This is a genomic window from Anabaena sp. CCY 9402-a, from assembly GCF_963920945.1.
Lineage (GTDB): Bacteria > Cyanobacteriota > Cyanobacteriia > Cyanobacteriales > Nostocaceae > Trichormus > Trichormus minutissimus.
The window spans coordinates 1-6,456 of the sequence record NZ_CAWUDL010000143.1; the positions used below are offsets into that span (position 1 = coordinate 1).

The window sequence follows — 6,456 nt, forward strand, 5'->3', positions numbered from 1 at the left end:
CTTGGCAACAATGCTTACTTTACATCACTTTGAGCCTTAACTGAACCGTATTGGGGGCGGGTGCGCTATTTTCAGAGCCTTATGCAGTCAGTGGCGATGGATTTGCTAGTGTCAATCCAGATACAGCCGGGCAGTTTCCCGCCTTCAGTCCGAACAATACCTTTGTGATGTTCGATTTCAACTCCGGCGAGTTCGAGGATCGTTCCATCGACCAAACCTTCGTATTGCCTGGCACAAACATTGCGGCTGGGACACGAGGTTTTGGTGCTATCTTCGTTGATGTAGAAGCTCCCAGAAGCAGCAGTATCGAATATTTCGGCACTACGAGCAGTGGCAAGAAGGTCAGTCTTGGTAAGTTTTTCGTCCCCGTTGGGGCATCAGGAGAGACTCAGTTTTTGGGAGTTCTCTTCGACAACCCTGTTGTGACCGAAGTAGAATTAACCGTTGGGAGTAAAGCACTATTTAGCTTTGATGGCACGACTATCCAATCATTTGGTAGTGAAGATTTAGCAAATGGTATTGATCTAGTTGCCACCGATGATTTCGTTTTTGCCGTGCCAACTTTAGCAACCTTGACTCAAGTTCCAGAGCCAACACCACTCTCTGGTTTTGGGGTTGCCGCATTTGGAGTCATTGGTTTTCTAACAAGAAAGCGTCTCAGAAGGATTTAATTAATGCCAATTTTTGTAGGATGGGCATTGCGTGAGATTTGCTCAAACCCTTAGAGGTTGTTTAAAAAGGTTTGTTCTATGTCATATTGAATGCAGTCCTGAGCAAAGCCTTCGCGCCAGCGTTCCCGTAGGATAGGAACTGGAATGTAAGCGCAAAGCGCAGGCTTCGCCAACGCTGAAAGTGTTCCCGTAGGGAACATCTACTAAGATGTTACCCTTATGCTACAAAGTCTAAATTCTTTCCTACGGAACGCTTTGCGTTAAGCGTTCGAGGCTATTGGGGCGTAGAAAACAAAGTGCATTATCTTCGGGATGTTACCTAAGGTGAGGATGCGTCGAGAATTTGCACCACGCCTTTACCTCAAATTTTTGCTATCGCTCGTAATTTTACCCTGAATTTGTATCGTGACCAGATGTTTGAAAACATGGCTCAAGCTCAACTATTATGCTCCTTTGGTCTAGATACACTTAAGAGACTTTTGGGAATGAAATAGCCCTGGTTCATCATTTTCTCATCTTTTACAATTATCTATGTCATTTTTGAATCTTCTTTAGTTTTTATTAGGAAATAAGATGCGTTTTCTCTGGGTGGGGGAGAGGTTTATTGAACTCACATTAAAAAATGATGATTATCTGCAATCATCGTAATACTTAAAAATTTATTTATCCTCTTTCTCAAGTGGCAATTGTATATCGTAGTAAGAATACTGAAGCAATAGTATAAATACTTTAATAAAATATACGGAAATTGTCATAGGTTATTGTATGTCATACCTGCCTTTTCAGGGTCATAATTTAAAAGATCAAGTGGATTCTATATTGCAACTTTTACAGCAAGAAAAATCTCTGCGATCGCAAGATATTACCCCTGTCCAAACTTCATTAGGTAAAGCAATTTCTCCCAGATTTGAAATTGTGTTTGCTGGTGCATTTAGTGCAGGTAAATCGATGTTAATTAATGCACTGTTAGAACGAGAGTTACTTTACAGCGCAGAAGGACACGCCACAGGTACAGAATGTAAAATTGAATATGCAGAATTAGACCAAGAACGGGTAGTTTTAACCTTTCTCAGTGAAGCAGAGATTAGAGAACAAGCAACGTCTTTATGTCAACAATTAGGCTTTAAAACCGCCGCTAATCTCAATCAATCTGAAGTAGTTAGCTTATTGTATCAAGGATGCGAAGCGATTATTCAGCAAGAGAGTGGAGAGAGTAGGTCAGAACGCGCGAAACAAGCTAAAGCCTTAATATTATTATTACAAGGATATGAAGCTAACCGTCAACATATTCATACCATCAATAATGCGACCTATTCAATGGAGCAATTTAACTTTTCTAACCTAAAAGAAGCGGCTGGATATGCGCGGCGTGGTAGTAATAGCGCGGTTTTAAAGCAAATTGAATATTATTGCAACCATCCCCTATTGCAAGATGGTAACGTAATTATTGATACACCTGGAATTGATGCGCCAGTAGAGAAGGATGCACAGTTAACTTACACCAAAATTCAGGATTCTGAGACATCGGCGGTGGTGTGTGTGCTAAAACCTGCATCGGCTGGAGATATGACTAAGGAGGAGACGGAACTTTTAGAGAAAATGCGGCAAAATGGGGGAATACGCGATCGCGTATTTTATATCTTCAACCGCATAGATGAAACTTGGTACAATACCCAATTAAGGCAAAGACTCGATAATTTAATTAACGGACAGTTCCGTGATACCAGCCGAGTTTATAAAACTAGTGGGTTACTCGGATTTTACGGCAGTCAAATTAAACAAACAACGCAACAAGATAGATTTGGTTTAGACTCTATTTTTGCAGATAGTGTTAGAGGTGTAAATGCGGTAGAAGAAACACCACAGTTTGTTTACGCCTTTAATAACTATTGTGTCAGTTCTGGAAAACTTGCTTCTACTAGTTTTCGGATTTCTCTCAATGGTTTTGAATCGCCCAACACCAACTATGTACGCATTTTAGCTGAACAGGGGATACCCTTAATTAATCAGCTAATTCAAGACAGTGGTATTGAGGAATTCCGCACAGCTATTACTCGTTATTTAACTGAAGAAAAGCGTCCACAGCTTTTTCAAAATCTGGCTGATGACTTAGAAGATATTTGTATTAAGTTGAAAAAACACTATCAATCGTTGCATCGAGATTTGGATAGTCAACCACAAGAAATCGAGACGATGAAAAAGCATGAATTACAACGTCTCAACCAGCAATTACAACAAATTGGCAGAGATTTTAATCAGCAGATGACAGAAGAAGTTAACCAGGTAATTAATAATTCATGTGATGTGTTTGAAGCTGATTTCAAGCAGTTACAATCTCGGATGATCCACCGTTTAGATGAGTTATTAGATACCTTTTCGGTGGCTGATGCTTATCGCCGTGCAACTCTCAGTCATCCGCGTAATGCTACCGCACCATTATTAGCAATTTTAGTAGAGGCATTCTATTATCTAGCTAATCAATTAGAAGACATTTTAGTCGAATCATCTCAACAAGTGGTTGCTAATTTCTTCCAAAGGTTAATGGAGAAAATTCGTAAATCAGAATATTATCGCCAATTATATCGTTTATTGGGTAATGATGCGGGGATAGAACAACAAATAAAAGCTTTAGAAAAACGTGTATCTCAATCTTTAATTGATGCAGCCAGTGTAGAGTGCGATCGCTTCGTCAGAGAAAGTCATTTATTCTATGATGAAGGCACTTTTTCTATATATCAATTTCGGCAAACTTTGCTACAAACTTCCCAAGGCTATGACTGTGAAAGTATGGTAGATGCCGAACCAGCTATTAGACAATTATTAAAGTTGGATTTTGAGCCAAAGGTTTCTCAAACCATCCGCAAAACCTTCCGCCAAACTATTAACCAAAGCCTCAAAACTCAATTATTACCAATGGCTGAAACCCAAGCAGAAGAAATTCTGCAACAGTATCCTCAAGCACGGGTTTATTTAGAACAAACTCTGCAACAAGAAGCTGAGGAGAAGATTGCTAATAATCGGCAGTTACTCAATACCTTAGAACAAAAAATGGAGGCTTATAATATGGCAGTGACGAATATTAATGATTGCTTACAATCAATGCAGTTATATGACCATCTCTTACCTATAGTTAACATGAGTGAATCAAAGGTTGCAAAGATAGCCGCTAGTAATGGGGTGATTATTTCAGATGGTTTATTAGATGGAATAGCACAGGTTTAGCATTTGTATTATTTGATAATACGGGAATTTATCCCCCTTAATTCCCTCGATGGATTGGGGGGATTTAAGTAATAAGTAACAAGTAATGAGTAACAAGTAATGAGTAATAAGTAATGAGTAAATACCTTTAGCAACTTCAATCAACAAATTGAGAGAAAAATAAAAAATAATCCACTCATTACTCATTACTCATTACTCATTACTCATTAAGTAGAACAACTTGGAAACACCCAACTATGTTAAGTAATGTAAAAAAACTAAGATTGAGTTTGTAGTAAGGACTTTAGTCCTTTTTTGTTCGCGCAGCGTCCCGCAGGGAACGGAGAGAACGCAGAGAGAACTAAAGTTCTTACTACAAACCTTTAATTATTTACCCTGTTCTACTTACTCATTACTCATTACTCATTACTCATTACTCCTTACTCATTTAATTTGCTTCACCGATGATGACACCAAAACTGTATGAATAAAAAATGGGTAAATTTCATCAAAGTCAACACCCTAGGGTTAGGGTAGGGCAAAAATATTCATGCAAACAGCCTAATGCTTCTCTTTGAGTAGATTGTGCAAACTATTTAATAATTCTTGAGCAGTGAAAGGTTTCGGTAAAACTTGATAAAAACCAGTCCCCAGCACTTCTGTTACAGCTTCCGGTGAATTTTGTCCACTGCAAGCGATAATCTTTACATTGGGTTTCATTTTGTGCATGGTGCGAATGGCAGTTACTCCATCCATTTCTGGCATCATCATATCCATGAAGACGGCAGTAATTTGATGCTTGTGTTTGGCATAGAGGGCGATCGCTTCAATACCATTATTAGCAGTCATAATTTTGTAGTTGTGGTTTTCTAAAATCATTTTGATGATTTCACAAATTTGGACTTCATCATCTACCACTAATATCAACTCTCCATTGCCTTGAGGGGTGGCTGCACTCTCTATGATTAAATCTGGTATGCCTGATACTGCGGGTAAGAACAAGTTAAATTGGCTACCTTCGCCTACCTTGCTAGTCACAGTCACAAAACCGCCGTGGCTTTTGGTGATACCGAGTACAGTCGAAAGACCTAATCCTGTACCTGTACCTGCTTCTTTTGTCGTGAAAAATGGCTCAAAAATTCTATCTAAAATTTTGGGTGGCATCCCAATGCCTGTATCGCAGATTTTAACCAGGATGTAATGCCCAACCTGAGCATTAATATTCATACTGGCATAAGCTTCATCAATAAAAATATTTTCCGCAGAGATGGTGATTTTTCCGCCATCTGGTATGGCATCACGGGCATTGACGACCAAATTCATCAGCACTTGATGTAATTGGGTAGCATCTCCAGAGACAGCACACAGGTTTTCGGGTAATTTTGTCGCAAATTCAATTGATTTAGGGAATGTCTGTTTACCAATGAGAATAATATCGGTAATCAGGTGTTTGAGTTGGACTATGGTACGTTCTCCTTTACATCCCCGCGCAAAGGATAATACTTGTTTGACTAAGCCTGCTCCCCGTTGGGCATTGTTTTCGATAATTTTTAGTAGTTGTTGCGATGGCGTTCCACTCACATAAGACGATGGCTCAGACGCTCGATTAGTTCTATTTTGTAAGAGTTGAGCAGCTCCTAAAATAGGTGTCAAAATATTGTTTAAGTCGTGGGCAATACCACTGGCGAGTGTGCCTAAGCTTTCTAAACGTTGAGTCCGAAAAAACTGCTCTTCTAGTTGTTTTTTTTGCGTGATGTCGGTATCTACAATCAAAATCGATTTAGGTTTCCCGGCTGCATCGCGCATCACTGTCCACCGACTTTCGACAATAATGTCCTGGCCAGATTTGGTGATTTTTTGCAACTCTCCCTGCCACATACCAGCAGCGATCGCAGTTTTCAGAGCTGTTTTATGGAGATGAACAGAAGTTTCTGGATATAGTAAGGTCGTGGGTTCAGTTCCCAAAATTTCTGAGGCTGGCCAACCATACAAACGTTCTGCACCTTGATTCCAGAATAGGATGTGGTTGTTTAAATCTCTCACAAAAATGGCATCGGTGGCAATATCCAGTAAAGCGGCTTGTTCGCGGATTTTTTGTTTTGCTTGTTGCTGTTCGCTAATATCGGAAAAGGAAACAACTACTCCATAGGGTGTAGATTCATTGTTACGGAACAAGGGTTGAGAATTAATAGAAAGCCAGGTGATTTGTCCATTGGGTTTGTGAACTCCCATGATCACGTTTGAACAAGGTTGTCCGGTGTGTAAACTCACCATTGCGGGATGCTTGTCATCAGGAAAGGGAGAACCATCTTCATAAATGCTTCGCCAAGAAGCATCACAAACACGTCCAATAATGCGATCGCTAGATAGTCCTAAAATCTTCTCCGCACTGGCGTTACAAGCAACTATTTTGCCATTGCGCTCATGTAACACAACACCCTCCTGCATGGCTGTGACTACAGAACGATAGCGTTCTTCACTTTCTTTGAGGGCTGCTTCAGCTTGTTTGCGTTCACTAATATCTCTGGTTGTAAGTAATTAAACAAAATTAATTACACAAATGATTATACAATTGAATACAAGA

Annotated in this window: 2 protein-coding genes and 1 pseudogene; 2 read left to right on the forward strand and 1 reads right to left on the reverse strand. The window is 39.7% G+C overall.

Going from position 1 to position 6,456, the window contains the following annotated elements:
- The first annotated feature begins 50 nt into the window (after positions 1–50).
- Both ACM0OR_RS27415 and ACM0OR_RS27420 read left to right on the forward strand, forming a co-directional pair.
- On the forward strand, positions 51–671 hold the full coding sequence (locus tag ACM0OR_RS27415) for a PEP-CTERM sorting domain-containing protein (protein ID WP_414579561.1): 621 nt from the start codon (positions 51–53) through the stop codon (positions 669–671).
- 765 nt (positions 672–1,436) lie between these two features.
- Complete coding sequence (locus ACM0OR_RS27420) at positions 1,437–3,893, forward strand: dynamin family protein (RefSeq protein ID WP_414579562.1); 2,457 nt, start codon at positions 1,437–1,439, stop codon at positions 3,891–3,893.
- 540 nt (positions 3,894–4,433) lie between these two features.
- On the opposite strand, the pseudogene ACM0OR_RS27425 reads toward ACM0OR_RS27420, so the two are convergent.
- Positions 4,434–6,404: pseudogene (locus ACM0OR_RS27425) on the reverse strand (PAS domain S-box protein); the annotation flags it as partial.
- Positions 6,405–6,456 lie beyond the last annotated feature (52 nt).